This window comes from Streptomyces sp. NPDC001108 (assembly GCF_053598535.1).
Window position 1 is genome coordinate 746,724 of the sequence record NZ_JBSFKL010000002.1, and the last position, 23,015, is coordinate 769,738.

A 23,015-nucleotide genomic window follows, 5' to 3' on the forward strand; every position below is an offset into this window, starting at 1 on the left:
TATGTTTATGTGCTTTATTCCGTGGTGTAGCCCATTGGAGGGACCCGCATGACGCGGCGTCCGACGAACACTCCCTCTGACCGCCCCTCCCCCACCGGAACCCCCGACACCGAGCCCACCGCTGTCACCACCACCGCCCCCGGTGCCCCCGGAGCCCAGGACACCGAGGTCCCCGCCCCCGCCGATCCCCCCGGCGCCGGGGCTCGGGCCGCCGAGGCGTTCGACGCGCTGTACGCGCACTGCGCCACCGCTCTCTTCCACCAGACGTTCCTGCTGACCGGGCGCCGGGCCCTCGCCCGGGAGTCCGTCGCCCGCGCCTTCGCCCTGGCCTGGGAGCACTGGCCCGAGGTCGCGGTGGACCCGGACCCGGTCGGGTGGGTACGGGCGGCCGGGTACGAGTACGCCCTGTCGCCCTGGCACCGGCTGCGCCGCGCGCACCGCAGGCCCGACCCGCCCCCGCCCGAACCCGCCGCCCATGCCCTGCTCGACGCGCTGCTCGCGCTGCCGCCCTGCTACCGCCGCACCCTGGTGCTCCACGACGGCCTGGGCCTGGGGCTGCCGGAGACGGCGGCGGAGACGGAGGCGAGCACCCCGGCGGCGGCGAACCGGCTGCTGAACGCGCGGGCCGCGATCGACGCGCTGGTGCCCGCGCCGGCCGGCGGCGACGGGGCCGCCGAGCACCCGGCGCCGCTGGCCGAACGGCTCGGCGCGCTCGCCCTGACCCCGTCCCCCGGCCCGCTCCCCACGCCCGTCCGGGTCCGTACGGACAGCGAGCGCAGGGCCAGCCGGTGGACCCGGGCGACCTTCTGGTTCACCCTCCTGCTCGCCGGGCTGACGCTGTTCACCCTGGCGACGGCCCCGACCCGGCACGAGACCCCGGCGGCGCCCGCCCAGCGGATCGGCGGGGTGCCGCCGCGCGGCGGCCCCCGCGAGCCGGAGCCCCGGGAACTGAGCCTGGAGAAGAAGCTCCGCGGCGAACTCTTCCGTGGCCCGGCGCGGCTGGTCCCCGGCACCGGCTGACCGGGACGCCGGGACGCCCGGAGACGGAAAAACGGCGCGGGCCCGTACCCCTTCGATCCGAGGGGTACGGGCCCGCGCCGTCTGTGCGGTGACGCTCCGAGCGGTGCGGGAGCGGTCAGGCGCCGAGGATCTCGCGGGCGAGCTTGGCGGTCTCGGTCGGCGTCTTGCCGACCTTGACGCCGGCGGCCTCGAGGGCCTCCTTCTTCGCCTGGGCGGTGCCGGAGGAGCCGGAGACGATGGCGCCGGCGTGGCCCATGGTCTTGCCCTCGGGGGCGGTGAAGCCCGCGACGTAACCGACGACCGGCTTGGTGACGTTGGCCTTGATGAAGTCGGCCGCACGCTCCTCGGCGTCGCCGCCGATCTCGCCGATCATCACGATCAGGTCGGTCTCGGGGTCGGCCTCGAACGCCGCGAGGGCGTCGATGTGCGTCGTACCGATGACCGGGTCGCCACCGATGCCGACGGCGGACGAGAAGCCGATGTCACGGAGCTCGTACATCATCTGGTAGGTCAGCGTGCCCGACTTGGACACCAGACCGATGCGGCCGGGCTTGGTGATGTCGCCCGGGATGATGCCGGCGTTGGACTGGCCGGGGGTGATCAGGCCGGGGCAGTTCGGGCCGATGATCCGGGTCTTGTTGCCCTTCGACGTGGCGTACGCCCAGAAGGCGGCCGAGTCGTGGACGGCGATGCCCTCGGTGATGACGACCGCGAGCGGGATCCCGGCGTCGATCGCCTCGATGACGGCGGCCTTGGCGAAGGCCGGCGGCACGAAGAGGACGGACACGTCGGCGCCGGTCTTCTCCATCGCCTCGGCGACGGTCCCGAAGACGGGGACCTCGGTGCCGTCGAAGTCGACGGAGGTGCCGGCCTTGCGCGGGTTCACGCCACCGACGATGTTGGTGCCGTCACCGAGCATGAGCCTGGTGTGCTTCATACCGGTGGCGCCGGTCATCCCCTGGACGATGACCTTGCTGTCCTTGGTGAGGAAGATAGCCATGGTGTTGGAGTCCCTCGTCCCTTACTTCGCAGCCGCGGCGAGCTCGGCGGCCTTGTCGGCCGCGCCGTCCATGGTGTCCACGCGCTGAACGAGCGGGTGGTTGGCGTCGGAGAGGATCTTGCGACCCAGCTCCGCGTTGTTGCCGTCGAGGCGCACGACCAGCGGCTTGTTGACGTCCTCGCCCTTGGACTTGAGCAGCTCGAGCGCCTGGACGATGCCGTTGGCGACCTCGTCGCAGGCGGTGATGCCACCGAAGACGTTGACGAAGACGGACTTGACGTCCGGGTCGCCGAGGATGATCTCCAGGCCGTTCGCCATGACCTCGGCGGAGGCGCCGCCACCGATGTCGAGGAAGTTGGCGGGCTTCACGTTGCCGTGGTTCTCACCGGCGTACGCGACGACGTCCAGGGTCGACATGACCAGGCCGGCGCCGTTGCCGATGATGCCGACCTCGCCGTCCAGCTTGACGTAGTTGAGGTTCTTGGCCTTGGCGGCGGCCTCGAGCGGGTTGGCCGCGGCCTTGTCCTCGAGGGCCTCGTGCTCGGGCTGGCGGAAGTCGGCGTTCTCGTCGAGCGAGACCTTGCCGTCCAGGGCCAGGATGCGGCCGTCCTTGGTCTTGACCAGCGGGTTGACCTCGACGAGGAGGGCGTCCTCGGCGACGAAGGTGTCCCAGAGCGTCACCAGGACCTCGGCGACCTTCTCGGCCACCTCCGCCGGGAACGCGGCCTGGGCGACGATCTCGCGGGCCTTCTCGATCGTGACGCCCTCGACGGCGTTGACCGGGACCTTCGCGAGGGCCTCGGGGGTCTTCTCCGCGACCTCCTCGATGTCCATGCCGCCCTGCACCGAGGCCATGGCCAGGAAGGTGCGGTTCGTGCGGTCGAGGAGGTACGAGACGTAGTACTCCGCCTCGATCTCCGGAGACAGCTCGGCGATCATCACCTTGTGGACCGTGTGGCCCTTGATGTCCATGCCGAGGATGTCGGTCGCGCGGGCGACCGCCTCGTCGGGGGTGGCGGCCAGCTTGACGCCACCGGCCTTGCCACGGCCGCCGACCTTCACCTGCGCCTTGACGACCGACTTGCCGCCCAGCCGCTCGGTCGCCTCGCGGGCTGCCTCAGGCGTGTCGATGACTTCACCGGCCAGCACCGGTACACCGTGCTTGGCGAAGAGGTCCCTCGCCTGGTACTCGAACAGGTCCACGCGCGTCCGTCCCTTAATCAATGGTCTCGCGGTTGGTTTTCTGCGTGGGCGTGCCGCGAGGGGCAAAACGTGACTGCACGGTCACCAGGAAGGCGCACACGGTGAGCCCGGCACGCGGCATGTCCATCTCGCAGGTTATCCCCGAGGCCCGCAGGACCCTAAATCACAGATAGCGCCCGAGCGGTGATTACGGTCACAGACCCTGCTGGGCCCCGGGGAGCGGCGGGGCCGGACGCCCCCGCACCGGGCGGTGCGCCGCGCGGTGCCATTGGGGTGACGGCGGCGGTCCGGCGCGGGCCCGCGGACGCGGGTGTGGGCTCGGGCTCGCGTGTCTCTCAGTGGCCGGCCTCCTCGTCCGGCGCGAGGGCCGGTACGGGCAGCGGCCGTTTCTCGATGGCCGCCGCCATCACCTCGGGGAAGAGGTCCGGGGTACAGGCGAAGGCGGGCACGCCCAGGGCGGCGAGCGCCGCCGCGTGGTCGCGGTCGTAGGCGGGCGCGCCCTCGTCGGAGAGCGCGAGCAGGGCCACGAACTGCACCCCGGACGCCTTCATCGCGGCGACCCGCTTCAGCATCCCGTCGCGTATCCCGCCCTCGTAGAGGTCGCTGATCAGCACGACCACGGTGTCGGCGGGGCGGGTGATCCTCGACTGGCAGTAGGCCAACGCGCGGTTGATGTCGGTACCGCCGCCGAGCCGGGTCCCGAAGAGCACGTCGACGGGGTCGTCGAGCTGGTCGGTGAGGTCGACGACCGCCGTGTCGAAGACGACGAGGCTGGTCCGGAGGGTCCGCATGGAGGCGAGGACCGCGCCGAAGACGGAGGCGTGGACCACGGAGGCGGCCATCGAACCCGACTGGTCCACGCAGAGGACGACGTCCTTCTTCACCGACCGGGCGGCCCGCCCGTAGCCGATGAGCCGTTCGGGGACGACGGTGCCGTACTCGGGGAGGTAGTTCTTCAGGTTGGCCCGGACGGTGCGGTTCCAGTCGATGTCGTGGTGGCGGGGCCGGTCGGTCCTGGCCGAGCGGTCGAGCGCGCCGGTGAGCGTGGCCCGGGTGCGGGAGGCGAGCCGCTTCTCCAGGTCCTCGACGACCTTGCGGACCACCGCTCTCGCGGTCTCCTTCGTCGTCTCGGGGATGGCCCTGCCGAGCGAGAGGAGCGTGCCCACGAGGTGGACGTCGGGCTCGACCGCCTCCAGCATCTCCGGCTCCAGCAGCAGCGCCGCGAGGCCGAGCCGGTCGAACGCGTCGCGCTGCATGACCTGGACGACGGTGCTCGGGAAGTACGTACGGATGTCGCCGAGCCAGCGGGCCACGGAGGGGGCGGACGCCCCGAGCCCGGCCGCGCGGCCGGTCCTGTTCCGGGCGCCGGTGGCTCCCCCGTCGCCGTAGAGCGCACTCAGCGCGGCGTCCATCGCGGCGTCGCGGCCGGTGAGGGCGCGGCCGGTGCCCTCGGCGTCGTCCCCGCCCAGGACCAGCCGCCAGCGGCGCAGCCGTTCGTCGTTCGCGGTGTTCGTGGCGTCAGGGGTGTTCGTGGTCGTCGTCATGCCGTCGCCCCCCACTGTTCCTCGGTGTCGGTGCCGGAAGCGGTCCCGGCGGGGGTGTCGGAGGGGGTGGCCGTGCCGGTGCCGGTGCCGAGCAGCAGGAGGACCACGTCCTCGGCCGCGTCGGCCCTGGCCGCGTCCGTCTCCGGCCCGAATCCGGGCACCGTCGCCCCGGCACGGGCGCCCGGCGGTCCCCCGGCGCGGGGGCCGCGCGCCACCAGCTCGCCCAGGGTGCGGCGGACGCCCGGTTCGTACGCGGAGAAGGTGCGGCGCAGCAGGGGCAGCACATCGGCGAAGAGGTCGGCGGGCACGCCGGTGAGCCAGGCATCGACCAGGCCGAGCAGCCGTTCGTCGTGGACGAGCAGCATGCCGCCGCCCGCCGCCCCGCCGACGAAGCCCTCGATCCACGCCGCGGCGTCGGCCGGGGGCGTGCCGGGCGAGAGGACGAGCCCCATGAGCCGGGCCGCTTCGTCCTCCGCGAGCCGTCCCTCGTCGAGGAGCAGGCGGGCGGCGCGGCCCCGGACGGTTCCGGCGACCGTGTCCCGGGCGGCGAGCCGGTGCAGCACGGCCGTCCAGCGCTCGCGCAGCCCGTTCTCCCCCGCGCCTTCCGCCGTGTCCGGCTTCGCGTCCGTGCGGGTGTCGGCGGCGCCGGTGAGCAGGCCGATCGCGGCGTGGACGCCGTCGAGCCGGTCCCGCATGGTGGCGGCGCCCTCGATGTCCAGGCCGGTGCAGGCCGGGGGCAGCCCGACGCAGATCCGCTCGGCGAGCCCGGCCGCGACCTCGGCGAGCGCCGCGGTGCCGGTGGACCGTACGTCGCCGTAGCGCAGGGTCCGGGCGAGCGCGGGCAGGGCCTCGGCGAGGCGGCCGACGTCGGCGTCGAGCGCGGCGCGGTCGGCGAGGGCCCGCATCACGCCGGGCAGCGCGTCCGGAACCCCGGCGAGCAGGCACTGCTCGGCGAGCGCGGTGATCTCGGCGAGCGCGGTCGCCCCGGCGGCCCTGGCCCCGGCCCTCGCGGTGGCGGCCGTGAGCACGGTGGTGCCCCAGATGCCCGCCTCCGCCACCCGTACGTACAGCTCGGGCTCCCAGCGCAGCCGCCAGCTCTCCCGGAAGGTGCCGGTGGCGCCCCGGCCGGTGGCGGGCTCGCCCCAGTCGACGCCGAGGAGGCGGAGCCGGTGCAGCAGTCGGCTGCGGGCCGCGTCGTTGTCCTTGCGGAGGTCGAGCTCCAGCTCCCGCTCCGGCGCCTCCGGTTTGAGCCGGAGGGTGCGCTGCTGGCGGGTGAGGTCGCGCTGGAGGGGGACGACGGGGGCGTCGTCCGGCACCTCGCCGAGGGCCTCGCCGACGACCAGCCGGTCGTGGACGAGCGCGAGCGGTACGTCGGAGCCGTCGCACATCACGGACCGGACCGCGTCGGTCGTCTCGGTCAGCCCGGCGAGCGGGCGGCCGCGGAGCGCGGCCAGGGCGGCGGCGAGCCGGACGGCCTCGATGACATGGGCGGACGACACGAACCGGTCCTCCCCGCGCAGGAGGCCGGCGACCTTGGTCATCCATCGCTCGACCGGGCGGTCCCCGGCCTCGAAGAGGTGCCCGTACCAGCCGGGCGAGTCGATGCCCGCCCCGTAGCCGCTCCTGCGGGCGAGCCTGCGGTGCGACCAGGGCACCCAGGTCAGCTCGGCCCGGACTCTGGGCAGGCCCTTGAGCAGGGCGCGGTCGGCGGTGAGCGTGGTCCGCGCGGCGAGCGCGGGGACGTGCCAGGCGCCGCAGACGACCACGGTGTCCTCGCCGAACTCCTTGGTCGCCTTGCGCAGTTGGATGCGCATGTACGCCTCGCGCACGGCGTCGCGGGGGTGGCCGCCGTCGCCGTACGCCTCGCGCAGGGCGGTCATCGCCTCGGCGAGGACCGTGAACGGGGCCCAGGGGTCCGCCGTTCCGCCGCCCCCGGTGCGGTGCTCGACGACGTCCTCCCACCAGCGCTCGGGGTCGTCGTAGCCCGCCGCCTCGGCGAGCACCGCGAGGGGGTCGACGGGGACGCGCCCGGTCCCGTCACCCTCCCCGGCGGCGCCGCCGGGGCCGTCCGCCGCCTCCACCTCGGCTTGGTTCATGGCCAGGGAGTGTGCCGCCGGAAGGTCGATGAACCGGACCTCGGCGCCGTGGTCGAGGGCCCAGCGCAGGGCGACCCACTCGGGCGAGAACGCGGCCATCGGCCAGAACGCCGCCTCCCCCGGGTCGCCGACGACATGGGCGAGCAGGGCGACCGGTGGCCGCATCCGTTCGTCGGCGGCGAGCGGCAGCAGCGTGTCGGCCTCCGGGGGGCCTTCGATCAGCACGGCCCGCGGGCGGGCGGCGTCCAGCGCCGCCCGGACGGCCCGCGCCGATCCGGGACCGTGGTGCCGGACGCCCAACAGCAGCGGCCCCGGAGGGCGTTCCGCAGGGCGCACGGTCCCCGTCGCGGCGTGCCCGGTCCCGGTCATGCGGAGACCTCTCGGCAGGCGCGGTAGAAGTCCTTCCACCCGTCCCGCTCCCGGACCACCGTCTCCAGGTACTCCTGCCAGATCATCCGGTCGGCCGCCGGGTCGCGGACGACCGCGCCGAGGATGCCCGCCGCGACGTCCCCGGGGCGCAGCACCCCGTCCCCGAAGTGGGCGGCGAGGGCGAGGCCGTTGGTGACGACGGAGATCGCCTCGGCCGTGGACAGCGTTCCCGAGGGGGACTTGAGCTTGGTGCGCCCGTCCGTGGTGACCCCGTCGCGCAGTTCGCGGAAGACCGTGACGACGCGGCGGATCTCGGCCGCGCCGTCGGGGGCGGACGGGAGGTCGAGCGAGCGGCCTATCTGGTCGACCCGGCGGGAGACGATGTCGACCTCGGCGTCGGGCGTGGCGGGCAGCGGGAGCACGACGGTGTTGAACCGGCGGCGCAGGGCGCTGGACAGTTCGTTGACCCCGCGGTCGCGGTCGTTGGCGGTGGCGATGACGTTGAATCCGCGGACCGCCTGGACCTCCTGGCCCAGTTCGGGCACGGGGAGCGTCTTCTCGGACAGGATCGTGATGAGCGAGTCCTGCACGTCGGCGGGGATGCGGGTCAGCTCCTCGACGCGCGCCGTCATCCCCTCGGACATGGCGCGCATGAGCGGGCTGGGCACCAGGGCGTCGCGACTGGGGCCGTGCGCGAGGAGCCGGGCGTAGTTCCACCCGTAGCGGAGGGCTTCCTCGGGGGTGCCCGCGGTGCCCTGGACGAGCAGGGTCGAGTCGCCGCTGACGGCGGCGGCCAGGTGCTCCGACACCCAGGTCTTGGCCGTTCCGGGAACGCCGAGGAGCAGCAGGGCGCGGTCGGTGGCGAGGGTGGTGACGGCGACCTCGACGAGGCGGCGCGGGCCCACGTACTTCGGGGTGATCACGGTGCCGTCGGACAGGGTGCCGCCGAGGAGGTAGGTGGCGACAGCCCACGGGGAGAGCCGCCAACGGGCCGGGCGCGGGCGGTCGTCGGCTGCGGCGAGGGCCTTGAGCTCGTCGGCGAAGGCGTCCTCGGCATGCGGTCGGAGAGCCTGTGCGCCGGCGGTGGCAGTGGATTCGGACACGGTCGTGGATCCCCCCTCCGGGTCGGTCGACCCGATGCGTTCTCCACCGTGCACCACGGCACTGACAATCGCCCCCGACCGGCCGCCGGAGCGGATCGGGGCCGGCCGGGGCGCTGCTGACCCGCGGTCAGCCGACGACCGGCGACACGGCCACACAGCCGCCGGCGGCGAGCATGTCCTTCCCCTTCCCCTCCTCGATCACCTTGCCCTTGTACGTGATCGAGCAGGTGACCCCGGCCCCGTCCGCGTCGAGGACGATCGGGGTGACGCCGGGCGGCGTGATCCCGCGCAGGGTGACGGTCTTGTGCCAGGGCAGCGTGGGCGATGCGACCTTCTCGATCTTCGGGTCCATGGCCTTGCCGCCGCCGACGTGGAACTGGATCTCGTCGACGCCCGATCCGGTGACCTCGTAGGTGACTTCGTACTTCTCGTCGACCACCTCGTCCACGGCGTCGCCCACGGCCTTGTCGACGGACCTGTCGACCTTCTCGGCCGTGTCAGAGCAGGCGGTGAGGCCGATTCCGAGACCGAGGACGACGGCCGCGCAGGCGGCGGCGCGGACCGTGGTGCGGGCCGTGGTGCGGATGGGGCGAATGGTGCGGCTCATGGCTGGATCCCCCCGGATCGATGGGTCTGATACCCGCAGAGAATCGCAAAGGAAAGGTCAAGTCAAGTGGCGTGCATGACGGTGAATCAGCAGGTCAGGGGGATTGTCAGTGGGGCGCTCTACCGTCGTTGCCATGCTGCTATCTCACGGGGGAGAAACCACGCGCACCGCCGGGCCGGTGCCGCGCTGGACGGTGGAGCAGGTACTGACCCTCGCTCCTGACGACGCGTCGCGCCGGGCGGGGACGAAGCTCGGTGCGGCCGGTCCGTGGTCGGGTCACGGCTGCGACGGGTCGGGGGCGGTGTGGGGGCTGTGCGAGGGAAGCGGGGGCACGCCGTACCGGACGGTGGTGGACACCACGGGCCCGGCGTACGCGTGCAGTTGCCCGAGCCGGAAGTTCCCGTGCAAGCACGCGCTGGGTCTGCTGCTGGTCTGGGCGTCGGACGGATCGGTGCCGCCCGGGGGTGAGGTGCCGGACTGGGCGGCCGAGTGGCTGGCCGGGCGCCGGGACCGGTCGGCCGGGCGGCCGGAGCGGAGCGCGGCGGGCACCGCCCCGGCCACGGGCCCGGCCGACCCGGAGGCCGCCGGGCGGCGGGCCGAGCGCCGGGCCGCGCGGATCACCGGCGGCGCCCGGGAGTTGGAGGAGCGGCTGGCGGATCTGCTGCGGACCGGCCTGGCGGGGGCCGGTCGGCCGGGCTACGCGTTCTGGGAGGAGACGGCGGCCCGGATGGTCGACGCCCAGGCCCCGGGGCTGGCGGCCCGGGTGCGGGAGCTGGGGGCCGTCCCGGCCTCCGGCCCGGACTGGCCGGTGCGCCTGCTGGAGGAGTGCGCGCTGCTGCATCTGCTGGACAGAGCCTGGCTGGGTGTCGACCGGCTGCCCGGACCGCTGGCCGCCACGGTCCGTACGCGCGTGGGGCTGACGGCTCCCGCCGAGGGCCCGCCGGTCCGGGACGAGTGGCTGGTCCTCGCCCAGTACGACACCTCCGACGGCAGGATCGTCACGCGTCGCGTCTGGCTGCACGGAAGGGGCACGGGCCGCACGGCACTGCTGCTCTCCTTCGGGGCGGCCGGCCGCTCCCCCGGTCTGACCCTGCCGGTGGGCGCCACGGTCGACGCCGGGCTGATGTTCCGCCCGGGCACCGGCCGGCTCCGGGCCGAGCCGGCCGGGGAGTTCACGGTGGTGGAGCGGGCAGCCACGCCCCCGCCGGGCGGCACGGCGGCCGAGGCGGTCGGCGCGTACGGCGAGGCGCTGCGGGAGGATCCCTGGCTGGACGCCTGGCCGGTGACGCTGCGCGCGGTCATACCCGTGCCGTCCGGGGACGGCTGGCAACTGCTGGACGCGGCGGGCGGCGGGGGGCTGCCGGTCGCCCCGGCCGCCCTGTCGCGGCCCGGGCTGTGGAAGCTCGCCGCGCTCTCCGGCGGCTCCCCGGTCACGGTCTTCGGCGAGTGCGGCCACCGCGGCTTCGACCCGTACGCGGCCTGGCCCAAAGGGGTCGATGACGACGGTACGGGCGGGCCCGTACCGCTCGTCTGACCCGACCGGTCGAACACGACCGAGTGACCACGACCGAATGAACACGAACGAGGACGAGGACGAGAAGGGGGACCATCCATGCCCGGCACCATCGCATCCGCCCCGTGGGAGGAGCTCGTCACCACGGCGCTCCTCGGTACCGACCGCCGCCCGCCCACCGGGGGCTGCGGGCCCGCCGGACTGCTCGACGCGGCGGCGGCCCACACCGTGCGGCGGCGGGCGGGGCTGCTGCCCGCCCCGGCCGCCGACCGGCCCGGAACGGCGCCCGCCGACCCACGGCCCACACCGCCCCCGGCCGCGCGGCGCAGACTCGCCCAGCTGCTGGCCGACCGATCGGCACCGGGCGGCTCGGGCGGGCGGCGCGGCGCGGCCCCCGATCTCACGGAGCTGATCCCGCAGTGGCTGGCCGCCGCCAACCGCCGGGGTTTCCGGGCCCCGGCCGAACTGCTCCCGGCCCTGCTCGACGCGGCCCGGGCCCGGACCGACCTGCGTCCGCAGGTGCTGGCCTTCGCGGGCCCGCGCGGGCTGTGGCTGGCCCGGTTGAATCCCGAGTGGCGATTCGCCCTGCGCGGCGCGTCCGCCGGAGCGCCGCGCCCCCTCCCGGCGGATTCCGGGGCGGTCGTCCGGATGTGGGAGGAGGGACTGTTCGCCGAGCGGGTCGCGCTGCTCGCGGCCCTGAGGGCGCGCGACCCCGCCGGAGCGCTGACGCTGCTCACCTCCACCTGGGCCACCGAGCGGGCCGAGGACCGGCTGATGTTCGTCGACTCGCTGCGCACCGGGCTGTCCCCCGTGGACGAGCCCTTCCTGGAGCAGGCGCTCTCCGACCGCAGCCGCAATGTCCGCTCCACCGCCGCCGAGCTGCTCTCCGCCCTGCCGGAGTCGGCGTTCGGGGCCCGGATGGCGTCCCGGGCGCTGTCCTGCGTGAGCCCGGATCTCACCGGCGACGAACCATCGGTCGCCGTGGAGGCCCCGCACGAGTGCGACGGGGCGATGGAGCGCGACGGCGTGGTGGCGGCGCCGCCGTCCGGCCGGGGGGAACGGTCGTGGTGGCTCGGCCAGCTCGTCGAGGCGACGCCGCTCGCCACCTGGTCCGCGCGGTTCGGCCACCGCACCGCCCGGGAGATCGTCGCCCTCCCGGTCGCCGACGGCTGGGCCGAGGAGCTGCACGCGGCGTGGTGCCGGGCGGCGATACGGCAACGGGACGCCGCATGGGCCCGCGCGCTGCTCGGCGCCCCCGCCGCCCCGCCGTCGAGCGGCCCGGGAACGTCGTCGCTGGCCGAGCGCTCGAAGCTCCTCGGCATACTCCCGGCGGCCGAGCGGGGAGACTGGGTCGCCGGGTTCATCGCCGCGCACGGACTGTCCGAGGCGTTCCAGCTCCTGGGCGTCTGCCCGACCCCCTGGGCCGGTCCGCTGGGCCGCGCGGTCGTGGACGCGCTGGACATCGCCCGGGACGCGGGCAGCTACCCGTGGAGCTTCAGCGGTGTGATGGGCCTGGCCGAGCGCTGTCTGAACCCGGCGGAGGCGGACCGCCTGGAGGTCCTGACGACCACGCCCGACGAGTCGGCGGACGCCTCACCTGGCGCGGGCGGCTACTGGTCCGAGGCCTTCCAGCGGCTCGTCTCCACGCTGCGACTGCGCGCCGAGATGGTGGCGGAGCTGACCCCGCCCTGACGATCTCGCCCGGCCCTTGGTCTGCCGGTACCGGTACGGCCAGACCAAGGACCGGGCGAGACAGGCACCAGGCGGAACAGGCATCGGGCGGGACGGACTAATGGCCGACGCGAGGGCCCAAGCACGCCGAGGCGAACCAGATCCGGCCAGGCCCGATCAGGCCGGGCCGGACCGACGGGAACAGCCCGAGGACTGATCCCGCCGGGCACACGACCGAGGCCGAGGACGTACCCCACCGGGAACCAGGACCGGACGGGTCCGACAGGGGCCGACCGGGACCGTCCAGTAACGGACCGGACGAGCCATGAGCGGGCCCCGGGACCGGGCCGGGCCGGGCCAGGGAAACGCCCCGGCAAGGGCCCGGCCCGGGGAGGTCAGGCTTCCGCGTGGTGGCGGATGTTCGCGTTGATCCACTCGACGATCGCGGTCGTCGTGGCGCCCGGGGTGAAGATCTCCGCGACACCCTGCTCCTTCAGCGGGGCGATGTCGTCCTCCGGGATGATGCCGCCGCCGAAGACCTTGATGTCCTCCGCCTCGCGCTCCTTCAGCAGCTCGATGACCTTGGCGAACAGCGTGTTGTGCGCGCCGGAGAGGATCGAGAGACCGATCGCGTCGGCGTCCTCCTGGATCGCGGTGTCCACGATCTGCTCGGGCGTCTGGTGCAGCCCGGTGTAGATGACCTCCATACCCGCGTCGCGCAGCGCCCTAGCGATCACCTTGGCCCCGCGATCATGGCCGTCCAGCCCCGGCTTCGCCACCACCACACGGATCGGACCGGTCACACCCATCACTGCCTCCACATGCCTCTCCCGCGCCTGAAGGGCCGGGGATGTGAACGAACGTTATCTACAGCATCCCGCAAGCCGTCGTTTCGCGGTGGACGGGGAGGGGGAAATCACACAGTGGGACATGTTCACCGGGCACCGCCCCCCCGTACGCACACGGCACGCCGGCCGCGCGGGGACCGGTCGCCAGGGGAGCCGCGACGAGGTCGCCCGTACCAGCGTGCCGTCAGCCGCACGGCGCGGTGGTACGGCCGGCCCGGTCCGCCGGTCCGTCCGTACCGCGCGCCGGTGACCGCACAGCCGCCTCCCCCGCTCGTCGAAGCCGGAGGTCGGCCATGAAGGTCCTGCCTTTTCTTCCGTCACTGCCGCTCCCCCCGCCGCTCGGCCCGGGGCCGCGTCCCACCGGGCCGTCCGGCGCGCTGCTGAAGGCCACCGCCCTGGAGCTGGTGGCCCTCACGGCTCATGTACTCCTCTACCCGACCGGCATCACCGGTGAACGGCGGAACGCACCGTGCCCGGCCGAACCCCCCACCGCCACCACCGGCCCCGCCGCCACCGGCCGCGCCTCCGCCAGGACGCCCGCGCGGGCCCCCGCCCCGCCCGCCGGCGAGGAGCCTCCCCCGGTCGTCCTGGTGCACGGTTTCATCGACAACCGCTCGGTCTTCGTCCTGCTGCGCCGGGCCCTCGCCCAGCGCGGCCACCGCCATGTGGAATCGCTCAACTACTCCCCGCTGACCTGCGACATCCGGACCGCGGCCGAGCTGTTCGGGCGGCATGTCGAGGAGATCTGCGCCCGGACCGGGCACCAGGAGATCGACATCGTCGGGCACAGCCTCGGCGGGCTGATCGCCCGCTACTACGTCCAGCGGCTCGGCGGCGACCAGCGGGTCCGCACGCTGGTCACGCTCGGCACCCCGCACAGCGGCACCGCCGTCGCCCCCTTGGCGAGCGCCCACCCCATCGTGCGGCAGATGCGCACCGGGTCCGCACCGATCGAGGAGCTGCGCCTGCCCGCACCCGGCTGCCGCACCCGCTTCGTGAGCTTCTGGGGCGAGCTGGACCGGGTGATCGTCCCGCCCGAGGCCGCCCGCATCGACCACCCCGACCTGGACGCGGAGAACGTACGCGTCACCGGCATCGGCCACCTCGCACTGCCGGTGCACCCGACCGTGGTCGCCGCGATCCGCGAGGCGCTGGAGGAATCCGGCGGCCCGGCGACCGGCCCCGCCAAGGACGCGGGAGCAGCCTGAGCCGCACGGACCCCAACAGACCCACAGGCCCCACCAGTCCCAAGAACCACACAGGCCACACAGGCCACAGGAACGCACGAACCCCGTCGCCGACCCGGCCTTCGCAACCGACAGTGACGCCGCAAATAGAACAGCCTTCGAACATAGAGCCAAGGGTCTGTGCGCGGGCCGCCGAAAGGCGGCCGATTGCCCGTTTCCTGAGCCGCCGGGACCCGTGGAAGATTGTCGACGCCAGGTAGCGGCGGGTACAGTCGCGGCCACTGCTCCCCCTGGGATTCCCCCACCGGACCCCAGAGCACAGGTCCTGCTGCCGAGGCGAGAGAGAAGTTGGTGAACGACCAGCACCCCGACGCCGGGTACGCCGGGCACGACGGCGGAGCGACCGGCGGCTTCCACGGCGATCCGCTCTTCGGCTCGTTCCAGGCCGGTCACGACAGCACGTACGGCGGCGGTTACGGCGTCGGCCATGTCGACGGGTACAGCGGCCAGTACGACTCCACCCAGTGGGACACGGGAGCGCACCCGACCGCCTCGTACGACAGCTACGCCCCGTACGCCACACAGCCCGAGGCGCAGCAGTACACGGAGCCGCACTACCCGGAGCAGCAGTACGCGGAGGCGCAGTACACGACGGGCCCGGCCTACGGCACCACGGCCGTCTGGACGACCGTCGACTACGGCACGGACGCCACCACCTCCACCGCGGTCTTCCCCGGCATCCCGGCCCAGGGCGGTTCCCCGGAGAACACCGGGCAGTGGGACACCGGCAGCTGGTCCACGGACGGCCACTGGGCCATGAACGACGCGGCGATGAACAGCACGGCCGCGTACGACACCGGCGCCTACGACGCCACCGCCTGGAACACCGGCGCCGCGACCGTGCCCGCGCCCGAGCCCGCCTTCGACCAGCAGCTCACGCAGACCATGGAGACCGCGCGGCTGCCGCACGAGGCACACTCCGCACCCGAGGCACACCCCGCGCACGGCGACGACTACGCCGAGTACGAGCCCTACGCCGACCGGACCGCCTCCTACGCGTACGACCCGTACGCCCCCTACGCCCCGGACGGCGCGAGCGACACCGACGCCACGGATCGCATCACGGACGGCACCAACGGGACGGACGGCGGCGCCGACGACCTCGACGCGGCGGACGGTCCCGACGGGCTGGAGAGCACCGAGCTCGCGTCCGGTCCGCGCCGCTCCCCCGACCGCCCCGCGACCCGGGGCGGTGGCCGCGGCCGTCGTCGTACGCCCGCGAAGCGTTCCGCGCTGCTGACCGTCGCCATTCCGTCCGCCTGCGTGATGAGCGTGGCCGGGATCGCCGCGGCCTCGGTCGGCGGGCTCGGCGGGGACGACAAGAAGGACGACACCACGGCGCTGGCGGCGGCCGACTCCGTCAAGCCCGCCGAGGCCAACAACAAGCTGGACACCCAGCTCGCCAAGCTCAGCGCCAACGCGGAGAACTTCGCCAACCGCGCCAGCCGCACCCAGGAGCGCATCGACCTGCGCGAACGGCAGGCCGCCGAGAAGAAGAAGCGCGAGGAGGAGGCCGCCCGCAAGGAGGCGCTGCGTCCCAAGTTCGTGCTGCCGGTCAAGCAGCACGGGCTCAGCGCGTACTTCGGTCAGGCGGGCATCAACTGGATGTCCGTGCACACCGGCATCGACTTCCCGGTGCTGGAGGGCACGCCCGTGATGGCCGCGACGGACGGCACCGTGCGCACCCAGCTGAACAGCGCGTACGGCAACATGGCGATCGTCACCATGGCCGACGGCACGGAGACCTGGTACTGCCACCTCAGCAGCACCCGGATCCGCTCGGGCCCGGTCAAGGCCGGTGACGTCATCGCGTACTCGGGCAACACCGGGAACTCGACCGGCCCGCATCTGCACTTCGAGGTACGGCCCGGCGGCGGCGCCGCGGTGAACCCGCTGCCGTGGCTGCGCAGCCACGGCGTCAACCCGACCTGAACCGCAAACACGGAGGGGGCCCGAGCGAATGTGCTCGGGCCCCCTCCGCGTTTTCTCCGCCTACAGCTTCTCGACCGGGGCGTAGCGCAGCAGCAGCTTCTTCGGGCGCTCGTCGCCGAAGTCGACCGTGGCCTTCGCCTGGTCGCCGACGCCCTCGACCGCGGTCACCGTGCCGAGCCCGAACTGGTCGTGCGTGACCCGGTCCCCGACGGCCAGCGTGATCGTCGGCTTGTCCGAGGTCCGCCGGGTCGCGAAGCCCGAGGGGCCGGAGCGGGCGCGGGAGGCGGAGAGCGAGGACGTGATCCCCGAGGTCGGCCCCGCCGAGGCGGCCATCGGGCCCTTCCGCCGCCAGTCCAGGTGCTGGTCCGGGATCTCCTCCAGGAAGCGGGACGGCGGGTTGTACGACGGCTGGCCCCACGCGCTGCGCATCGCCGCCCGGGTCAGGTAGAGGCGCTCGCGGGCCCGGGTGATGCCCACGTAGGCGAGGCGCCGCTCCTCCTCCAGCTCCTTCGTCTGCCCCAGGGCCCGCATGTGCGGGAAGACGCCGTCCTCCATGCCGGTCAGGAAGACGACCGGGAATTCGAGGCCCTTCGCCGTGTGCAGGGTCATCAGCGTGATGACGCCGGAGCCGTCCTCGTCCTCGTCGGGGATCTGGTCGGAGTCGGCGACGAGCGCGACCTTCTCCAGGAAGTCGGCGAGCGTACCGGCGCCCTCCTCGCCCGCCTCGCCCCGCTCCTGCTCGAATTCGAGGGCGACCGCGGCGAGTTCCTGGAGGTTCTCGATCCGGGTCTCGTCCTGCGGGTCGGTGGACGCCTGGAGTTCGGCGAGGTAGCCGGTACGCTCCAGGACCGCTTCCAGGACCACCGCGGGACCCGCGCCCGACTCGACGATCGTGCGCAGCTCCTCCATCAGCGTGTTGAACCGCTTGACGGCGTTGGCGGAGCGGGCGGCCATGCCGTACGCCTCGTCGACCCGGCGCAGCGCCTGCGGGAAGGTGATCTTCTCGCGCAGGGAGAGCGCGTCGATCATCGCCTCGGCGCGGTCGCCGATGCCGCGCTTGGGCACGTTGAGGATGCGGCGCAGCGGGACGGTGTCCTCGGGGTTGGCGAGGACGCGCAGGTAGGCCAGGATGTCGCGGACCTCCTTGCGCTCGTAGAAGCGCACTCCGCCGACGACCTTGTAGGGCAGGCCGACGCGGATGAAGATCTCCTCGAAGACCCGGGACTGCGCGTTGGTGCGGTAGAAGACCGCCACGTCACCGGCCTTGGCGTCGCCCGCGTCGGTCAGCCGGTCGATCTCGTCAGCGACGAACTGCGCCTCGTCGTGCTCGGTGTCGGCGACGTAGCCGGTGATCCGGGCGCCGGTGCCGGCGTTGGTCCAGAGGTTCTTGGGGCGGCGGCTCTCGTTGCGTTCGATGACGGCGTTGGCGGCGGAGAGGATCGTCTGCGTGGAGCGGTAGTTCTGCTCCAGGAGGATCGTCGTCGCGTCGGGGTAGTCCTCCTCGAACTGGAGGATGTTGCGGATGGTCGCGCCGCGGAAGGCGTAGATCGACTGGTCCGCGTCACCGACGACGCACAGCTCGGCCGGGGCGTCGTTCTCGCCCGCCGGGCCGACCAGCTCGCGGACCAGGGTGTACTGGGCGTGGTTGGTGTCCTGGTACTCGTCGACCAGGACGTGGCGGAAGCGGCGGCGGTAGTGCTCGGCGACGTCGGGGAACGCCTGGAGCAGGTGGACCGTCGTCATGATGATGTCGTCGAAGTCCAGCGCGTTGGCCTCGCGCAGCCGGGACTGGTACATCGCGTACGCCTGGGCGAGGGTCTTCTCGAAGCCGTCGGCGGCCTGGCCGGCGAAGGTCTCCTCGTCGATCAGCTCGTTCTTCAGGTTGGAGACCTTGGCCGTGAACGACTTCGGCGGGAAGCGCTTCGGGTCGAGGTCGAGATCGCGGCAGACCAGGGCCATCAGCCGCTTGGAGTCGGCCGCGTCGTAGATCGAGAACGACGAGGTGAAGCCGAGCCGCTTGGACTCGCGGCGCAGGATGCGGACGCAGGCGCTGTGGAAGGTCATGACCCACATGGCGTTGGCGCGCGGTCCGACGAGCTGCTCGACGCGCTCCTTCATCTCGCCGGCGGCCTTGTTGGTGAAGGTGATCGCCAAAATCTGGCCGGGGTGCACCCCGCGCTCGGCGAGGAGGTGGGCGATCCGGTGGGTCAGCACCCGGGTCTTGCCCGAGCCGGCACCGGCGACGATGAGCAGCGGGGAGCCGGCGTGGACGACCGCGGCGCGCTGCTCGGTGTTCAGCCCGTCGAGGAGCGCCTCCGGGTCGATGACGGGGCGGGGGGCGCCGTCGCGGTAGTAGGCGTCCCGGGGCGGCGGACCGTCGAACACGCCCTCGAACAGCCCCTCCGGCACCACCTCGGGCGCGGTGTCCTCGGGGGGCGGCGGGGGCTCTTCCTCCGAGTGCTGGAGGCCGGCCAGGAAACTGTCGTCAAAGAGGCTGCTCATCGCTTGTCGAGTCTACGGGCTGGGCCCCGGCGCCCGGCGGGCGTTCCGGGAGACGGTACGGAGCGGCAGCGGGTGCCCACGCGGGGTGAGCGTCCGGGCCCCCGTCGCACAGGTCACGAAAATGTATCGGGCATTTCGAACATCAACCTTCCCAGTGGCACCACGGGTTGGCTAGCGTGCTCGACCGGGCGGCCCGACCCCCTTGCGGCGACCCACGCCGAACGGGCGCCCGCGCCGAATCCGGGCTGCCCGTACGGGAGTCCGGAGCCGGGGACCCACCATGCACTATCGGGGTGAATCGGTCCTTCCCCCACACATGGACCGTAGGGCAGCCTTCCGTTCGCCCGAACCCGACAGCCGGGGCGTTTCGTTTGGATCAGGCCGGATCAGGGAGCGGGGTCCGGTGCTGTGGATCGCAAGGCGGAGGAGGGAGTCGACGCGGAGCGTCGGCGAGTGACGACAACGCGGCGAGGCGCAGCACCGGGGCACGCGAGCCCGGCCTGATCCAAACGAAACGCCCTGTCCCGGTAGGCGGTTCACGGAAGGAGATGCCCCTCTTGGCATCGCACCGCAAACCGCGCGCCCGGGTGCGTTCCACCGCACCGGCCGTCGGGCTCACCACAGCGGCCCTGGCATCAGTGACTCTGCTCTCCACGCAGAGCGCGGTGGCCGCGCCGGATCCGAGGCCGAGCGTCGAGGACGTCCAGAAGCAGGTGGACGACCTCTACCGGCAGGCGGGCACCGCGACCCAGAAGTACAACCAGGCGAAGGAGGCGTCCTCCGCCCAGCGCGCCAGGGTCGACGCCCTGCTGGAGGACGTCGCCCGGCGCACCGACAAGCTCAACGAGGCCCGCAGGACGCTGGGCGCCTTCGCGGCCGCGCAGTACCGCAACGGCTCCATCGCGCCGACCGCCACGTTCTTCCTGGCCGACGACCCTCAGTCGTACTTCGACCAGAGCCAGCTGATGCAGCGGATGACCGATCGCCAGCAGAAGGCGGTCACGGACTTCCGCGTCCAGCAGGAGAAGACCGCGAAGAAGCGGGCCGAGGCGGTACGGAGCCTGGAGACGCTGACGACGGCCCAGGCCGATCTGCGCACCAGCAAGCAGAACGTCCGGACGAAGCTGTCCGAGGCGCGCACGCTGCTGTCGAAGCTGACCGCCGAGGAGAAGGCGCGGCTCGCGGAGATCGAGCGGAAGAAGGAGGCGGAGGCGGCGCGGAAGGCCGAGGAGCTGGCGAAGCGGCAGGCCGCCGCCAAGGCCGAGGCCGACCGCAAGGCCGCCGAGGACGCGAAGAAGTCCGGCGGCACGGGGACCGGAACGGGCACCGGATCCGGCACGGGCAGCGGCACCAGCAGCAAGGCGGAGCAGGTCCTCGCCTTCGCCCGCGCCCAGATCGGCAAGCCGTACGTGTGGGGCGCGACGGGCCCGGCTTCGTACGACTGCTCCGGGCTCACCCAGGCTGCCTGGAAGGCCGCCGGCGTGGACATCCCGCGCACCACCTGGGACCAGGTCAAGATCGGCACCCGGGTCGCGACGGCGGATCTGCGCCCCGGTGACCTGGTCTTCTTCTACGACGACATCAGCCACGTCGGCATCTACAAGGGCGACGGGATGATGATCCACGCGCCGAAGCCCGGGGCGAACGTGCGCGAGGAGTCGATCTACTACATGCCGATCTACGGCAGCGTGCGCCCGGCGTAGACCACCGCGGGGCCCACGACGGGCTCCAAGGCGGCTTCCATGACGGAGGCGCGCGCACCGTGCACCGGCTGCCGGGTCCGCCCGGCAGCCGGGAGCGGGGTCAGACCCAGAGCGTGGCGATGAAGATGTTGGCGAGCGTCAGCCCGCCGACCGCCGCGAAGGCGCCCTTGTCGACCTTCTCCTCGTCCCGCTTGATGTAGACGAGCGCGAGGATGACGACCAGGATCAGCAGCTTCACGCCAATCTTGATGTTGTTCACGTGGCCGCCGTCGGCCTCGCGCATCCCGACCAACGCGATACCGGTGACCAGCATGGTCAGCGCACCATGCAGCATCGCCGGGACGAATCGGGCCGCGCCCGTGCCCATCGCCTTCATCTGGGTGAGGAATCCACCCAGCAGGGAGGCGATGCCGATGATGTGCAGGGCGACGAAGACATGAATGAGTACGTCCATGAGGCCGCAGCCTAGCCAGGGCCATACCACCCCCCGACAGGCAGGTCCACCTTCACCGGGCAAACACGCCTCCGTGTCGCTTGACTCACACCTGTACCAATTGCGTTACTCTGGCGTAATTTTTCCGATCAATCGACGGCATTGCCACGCCAAAAACGAGCAATATGCGTCATTACGACTCCGGCCCGTGTCCCGGGTTTAGCGTCACTGGCGGACCGGGCGCCCCGCCCCGACGGGACCGGCCACTCCGCCGAACGTACCGGCGGGCCCGCCGGTACCCCCCGTCGGGCAGTCGTCAGGAAGGACGCACGCCCCCGTGGCAGCGCATCGGAAACCCAAGCAGCGCCTGTACACCGGCCCTGCTGCCCGCACCGCGGCGACCCTCGCCCTCACCGGGGCCGCCACCGCCGCCGCACTGCCCGGCCCCGCGGCCCACGCCGAACCGCAGCGCACCCCCGCCCAGGTCAAGTCCGAGGTGGACCGGCTGTACCACGAGGCCGAGATCGCCACCGAGCGGTACAACGGGGCGAAGGAGAAGGCCACCGCCGCGGAGAAGGCCCTCGACGACCTGCGCGACGAGGCCGCCCGCCGCACCGAGCGCCTCAACGCCTCCCGCGACGCGCTGGGCGCCTTCGCCGCCGCGCAGTACCGCACCAGCGGCCTCGGCCCGTCCGTGCAGCTGGCGCTCTCCTCCGACCCCGACCAGTACCTGGAACGCGCCTCCTACCTGGACCGGATCGCCGACCGCCAGTCCGTCGCGCTCGACCGGGTCCGCCAACAGGTCGCCCGGATCGCCACGCTCCGCGCCGAGGCCAAGGGCCGGCTCGCCGACCTGACCGCCCGCCGCGCCGAGCTGAGGAAGAGCAAGGCGACGATCACCACCCGGCTGACCGAGGCCCGCCGGCTCCTCGACCGCCTGACCCCGACCGAGCGCTCCTCGTACGAGAACAGCGACCACGGCTCGGCGGGCCGCGCCTCCCGCTCCCTGCCGCGCGGCTCCGTCCAGGCGCCCAGCGCCCGCGCCGCCGCGGCCGTCGCCTTCGCGTACGGGGCGCTCGGCAAGCCGTACGTATGGGGCGCCACCGGCCCCTCCTCCTTCGACTGCTCCGGGCTCACCCAGGCCGCCTGGCGCTCCGCCGGGGTCTCGCTGCCCCGGACGACGTACACCCAGATCAATGCCGGGCGGCGGGTCTCCCGCTCCGAACTCGCCCCCGGGGACCTGGTGTTCTTCTTCTCCGGCATCAGCCATGTCGGGCTCTACATCGGCAACGGGCAGATGATCCACGCCCCGCGCCCCGGCACCCCGGTCCGGATCGCCCCGATCGACCAGATGCCCTTCGCCGGGGCGACCCGGGTGGCATAGGCTCCCGACGCCGGTCCGGGCCGTCCGCCGCCACGGCGGCGGCCCACCACCGATCAACCGGCCCGAGGACGAACCGACATGCCCGTGGACGCCGACGTCCAGACCCACGCCCGCACGCTCGCCCAGCGCTCCCCGGACCACCTCCGGATCGGGCCGTTCACCGTGCGGTACAACCCCGACTGGTCCCTCAAGTACGCCAATTACGCCATACCCGACCAGGACGCGAAGCCGACCGCCGAGGACATCGACGCGCTGATCGCCGCCTTCCGGGCGCACGACCGGCTGCCCCGGCTGGAGTTCCTGCCCGGCTCGGCGCCCGCGGTCGAACCCGCGCTGCTGGCCGCCGGGTTCACCGTCGAGAACCGGGCCCCGATCATGGCCTGCGTCCCGGGCGGGCTGCGGACACCGAAGCCGGTGCCGGAGCTCGCGATCGACGAGCCGTCCACCGACGACGGGTTCGCCACCGCCGCGCTCGTCCAGCACCACGGCTACGGCGGCACCGGCGAGCCCGAGGAGGGCACGGCGCGGTGGCTGCGCACGGCGGCCGAGGGCGGCGGCGTCGCGGCCCTCGCCACGCTCGACGGCGTACCGGTCGGCGCGGGCGGCTGCTCCGTACCGGTCGACGGGCTCACCGAGCTGGCCGGGCTGGCCGTCGCCGACGCCTACCGCCGCCGGGGCATCGGCGCCGCGCTCTCCGCCCACCTGACGGCCACCGCGTTCGAGCGCGGCTGCCGGGTGGTCTGGCTGGAGCCGGCCGACGACGCCGTGGAGCGGATCTACGCGGGCATCGGCTTCGACCGGATCGGCGAGAAGCTGAACATCTCGCTCGACCCGGCCTGA

17 protein-coding genes are annotated in these 23,015 nt (G+C 73.2%); 8 read left to right on the top strand and 9 right to left on the bottom strand.

The genetic code is table 11. The features are described 5' to 3' along the window. Positions 1-48: 48 nt before the first annotated feature. A complete protein-coding gene (locus ACWC97_RS08110; RefSeq protein WP_450648099.1) occupies positions 49-1,020 on the top strand; it encodes a sigma factor-like helix-turn-helix DNA-binding protein in 972 nt (323 codons plus the stop codon). Positions 1,021-1,135: 115 nt separating this feature from the next. On the opposite strand, the gene sucD is transcribed toward ACWC97_RS08110, so the two are convergent. The 6 genes from sucD to ACWC97_RS08140 all read right to left on the bottom strand — a co-directional run bounded on the left by sucD (position 1,136) and on the right by ACWC97_RS08140 (position 8,942). Then, entirely contained in the window at positions 1,136-2,020 is an 885-nt protein-coding gene (gene sucD, locus ACWC97_RS08115) for a succinate--CoA ligase subunit alpha (protein WP_352273558.1), read from the bottom strand. A gap of 21 nt (positions 2,021-2,041) precedes the next feature. Continuing rightward, positions 2,042-3,223 carry an ADP-forming succinate--CoA ligase subunit beta gene (gene sucC / locus ACWC97_RS08120; protein WP_352273559.1) on the bottom strand — a complete coding sequence of 394 codons (1,182 nt, stop codon included), beginning with the start codon at positions 3,221-3,223 and terminating at the stop codon, positions 2,042-2,044. Positions 3,224-3,558: 335 nt separating this feature from the next. Then, positions 3,559-4,767, bottom strand: coding sequence for a vWA domain-containing protein (locus ACWC97_RS08125; protein ID WP_450648101.1), 1,209 nt, complete (start codon positions 4,765-4,767; stop codon positions 3,559-3,561). Further along, the gene (locus ACWC97_RS08130; protein ID WP_450648103.1) at positions 4,764-7,232 is read right to left on the bottom strand and encodes a DUF5682 family protein; all 2,469 of its coding nucleotides are present in this window, start codon (positions 7,230-7,232) and stop codon (positions 4,764-4,766) included. Before ACWC97_RS08130 ends, ACWC97_RS08125 begins: the two co-directional genes overlap by 4 nt. Further along, complete coding sequence (locus tag ACWC97_RS08135) at positions 7,229-8,335, bottom strand: ATP-binding protein (protein WP_392279115.1); 1,107 nt, start codon at positions 8,333-8,335, stop codon at positions 7,229-7,231. The genes ACWC97_RS08130 and ACWC97_RS08135 overlap by 4 nt, the downstream gene beginning before the upstream one ends. Positions 8,336-8,462: 127 nt before the next feature. After that, a complete protein-coding gene (locus tag ACWC97_RS08140) occupies positions 8,463-8,942 on the bottom strand; it encodes an MmpS family transport accessory protein (RefSeq protein ID WP_450648105.1) in 480 nt (159 codons plus the stop codon). Between the two features lie 133 nt (positions 8,943-9,075). Between ACWC97_RS08140 and ACWC97_RS08145 the strand changes: the two genes are divergently transcribed. Then, positions 9,076-10,476, top strand: a complete 1,401-nt coding sequence (locus ACWC97_RS08145) for an SWIM zinc finger family protein (protein WP_450648107.1) — start codon at positions 9,076-9,078, stop codon at positions 10,474-10,476. A 78-nt stretch (positions 10,477-10,554) separates the two neighbouring features. Beyond that, positions 10,555-12,147: a DUF5691 domain-containing protein gene (locus tag ACWC97_RS08150; RefSeq protein ID WP_450648109.1), complete on the top strand. Its 1,593-nt coding sequence runs from the start codon at positions 10,555-10,557 to the stop codon at positions 12,145-12,147. Positions 12,148-12,521: 374 nt separating this feature from the next. Here ACWC97_RS08150 and ACWC97_RS08155 read toward each other — a convergent pair whose 3' ends face one another. Further along, a complete protein-coding gene (locus tag ACWC97_RS08155; RefSeq protein WP_352273566.1) occupies positions 12,522-12,935 on the bottom strand; it encodes a cobalamin B12-binding domain-containing protein in 414 nt (137 codons plus the stop codon). A 332-nt stretch (positions 12,936-13,267) separates the two neighbouring features. Between ACWC97_RS08155 and ACWC97_RS08160 the strand changes: the two genes are divergently transcribed. Both ACWC97_RS08160 and ACWC97_RS08165 read left to right on the top strand, forming a co-directional pair. Further along, positions 13,268-14,182 carry a lipase family alpha/beta hydrolase gene (locus ACWC97_RS08160; RefSeq protein WP_450648111.1) on the top strand — a complete coding sequence of 305 codons (915 nt, stop codon included), beginning with the start codon at positions 13,268-13,270 and terminating at the stop codon, positions 14,180-14,182. A gap of 330 nt (positions 14,183-14,512) precedes the next feature. Beyond that, positions 14,513-16,153 carry a M23 family metallopeptidase gene (locus ACWC97_RS08165; RefSeq protein WP_450648113.1) on the top strand — a complete coding sequence of 547 codons (1,641 nt, stop codon included), beginning with the start codon at positions 14,513-14,515 and terminating at the stop codon, positions 16,151-16,153. 60 nt (positions 16,154-16,213) lie between these two features. Here ACWC97_RS08165 and pcrA read toward each other — a convergent pair whose 3' ends face one another. Further along, a complete protein-coding gene (gene pcrA, locus ACWC97_RS08170; protein ID WP_352273569.1) occupies positions 16,214-18,655 on the bottom strand; it encodes a DNA helicase PcrA in 2,442 nt (813 codons plus the stop codon). A 548-nt stretch (positions 18,656-19,203) separates the two neighbouring features. Between pcrA and ACWC97_RS08175 the strand changes: the two genes are divergently transcribed. Further along, complete coding sequence (locus ACWC97_RS08175) at positions 19,204-20,358, top strand: NlpC/P60 family protein (RefSeq protein WP_450648116.1); 1,155 nt, start codon at positions 19,204-19,206, stop codon at positions 20,356-20,358. Positions 20,359-20,458: 100 nt separating this feature from the next. On the opposite strand, the gene ACWC97_RS08180 is transcribed toward ACWC97_RS08175, so the two are convergent. Continuing rightward, on the bottom strand, positions 20,459-20,812 hold the full coding sequence (locus tag ACWC97_RS08180; RefSeq protein WP_352273571.1) for a hypothetical protein: 354 nt from the start codon (positions 20,810-20,812) through the stop codon (positions 20,459-20,461). A 316-nt stretch (positions 20,813-21,128) separates the two neighbouring features. On the opposite strand from ACWC97_RS08180, the gene ACWC97_RS08185 reads away from it, so the two are divergent. Further along, entirely contained in the window at positions 21,129-22,175 is a 1,047-nt protein-coding gene (locus ACWC97_RS08185; protein ID WP_450648118.1) for an NlpC/P60 family protein, read from the top strand. Between the two features lie 78 nt (positions 22,176-22,253). Continuing rightward, complete coding sequence (locus ACWC97_RS08190) at positions 22,254-23,015, top strand: GNAT family N-acetyltransferase (RefSeq protein ID WP_352273573.1); 762 nt, start codon at positions 22,254-22,256, stop codon at positions 23,013-23,015.

Bases quoted from the DNA above. Each gene is read 5' to 3' on its own strand.
- ACWC97_RS08110 (WP_450648099.1), top strand. From the start codon at position 49: ATGACGCGGCGTCCGACGAACACTCCCTCTGACCGCCCCTCCCCCACC.
- sucD (WP_352273558.1), bottom strand. From the start codon at position 2,020: ATGGCTATCTTCCTCACCAAGGACAGCAAGGTCATCGTCCAGGGGATG.
- ACWC97_RS08125 (WP_450648101.1), bottom strand. From the start codon at position 4,767: ATGACGACGACCACGAACACCCCTGACGCCACGAACACCGCGAACGAC.
- ACWC97_RS08130 (WP_450648103.1), bottom strand. From the start codon at position 7,232: ATGACCGGGACCGGGCACGCCGCGACGGGGACCGTGCGCCCTGCGGAA.
- ACWC97_RS08140 (WP_450648105.1), bottom strand. From the start codon at position 8,942: ATGAGCCGCACCATTCGCCCCATCCGCACCACGGCCCGCACCACGGTC.
- ACWC97_RS08145 (WP_450648107.1), top strand. From the start codon at position 9,076: ATGCTGCTATCTCACGGGGGAGAAACCACGCGCACCGCCGGGCCGGTG.
- ACWC97_RS08150 (WP_450648109.1), top strand. From the start codon at position 10,555: ATGCCCGGCACCATCGCATCCGCCCCGTGGGAGGAGCTCGTCACCACG.
- ACWC97_RS08155 (WP_352273566.1), bottom strand. From the start codon at position 12,935: ATGGGTGTGACCGGTCCGATCCGTGTGGTGGTGGCGAAGCCGGGGCTG.
- ACWC97_RS08160 (WP_450648111.1), top strand. From the start codon at position 13,268: ATGAAGGTCCTGCCTTTTCTTCCGTCACTGCCGCTCCCCCCGCCGCTC.
- pcrA (WP_352273569.1), bottom strand. From the start codon at position 18,655: ATGAGCAGCCTCTTTGACGACAGTTTCCTGGCCGGCCTCCAGCACTCG.
- ACWC97_RS08175 (WP_450648116.1), top strand. From the start codon at position 19,204: ATGCCCCTCTTGGCATCGCACCGCAAACCGCGCGCCCGGGTGCGTTCC.
- ACWC97_RS08180 (WP_352273571.1), bottom strand. From the start codon at position 20,812: ATGGACGTACTCATTCATGTCTTCGTCGCCCTGCACATCATCGGCATC.
- ACWC97_RS08190 (WP_352273573.1), top strand. From the start codon at position 22,254: ATGCCCGTGGACGCCGACGTCCAGACCCACGCCCGCACGCTCGCCCAG.